The organism is Paenibacillus sp. 01T422, from assembly GCF_056398785.1.
Map to the genome: position 1 here is coordinate 1 of NZ_JBFTQB010001532.1, position 604 is coordinate 604.

1 pseudogene is annotated in these 604 nt (G+C 45.2%); it reads right to left on the reverse strand.

What is annotated here, in order from left to right:
• Positions 1-604 (reverse strand): annotated as a pseudogene (locus AC1DUA_RS40015) (hypothetical protein); the annotation flags it as partial.

Here is a 604-nt window from a genome sequence, read left to right on the forward strand (position 1 = left end):
AACCCTCGGTATGTCCCCGCATTGCCACTTTGTTCGTAAGAAATGAGGATGCGTTTAATCGTTTTCCCCGCTGCAGCCGAACCAACATTTGAAGTAACAAAATTCCATGTGTCCAAAGCCATTTGATTGCCTTTGCCTTGCTCTTCGGGGCTCATGACAATGCCGTGCTGATCAATAGCTTGATAGCTATGCAGATAGGTACCATCTTCAAAGGCAAGATCTACAGCGACATAAGTGCTGTTTCTCCCATGATTCAGGTCAATCCCGCCGAGCGTTGTGCGGCTTTGAGGATAAATCCAATAAGATAAAGTTGTATTGGGTTTAACAGGAATACTCACTTCAAACATTTTATTGTAAGCGTAAGCCGATCTTGTATCGGAAGCTTTACCTGAGAAAAGCAATGCTTTTTTGCCAGCTTGGCGCAGTTCGCTGGAAATTTTGGATTCTGCTTGACTCACATGGTTGCTAGCTTCGGATTCATTTTCCCAGTTTGGCTGAATGGCATCTGTACTTTCGAACCCTGCATAAAAGCTTGGTGCCGCAGCTTCTGCAGATTGATACAATGACGGCGGGATGAACAAAATGCCCCACAGCAGCACAAAAC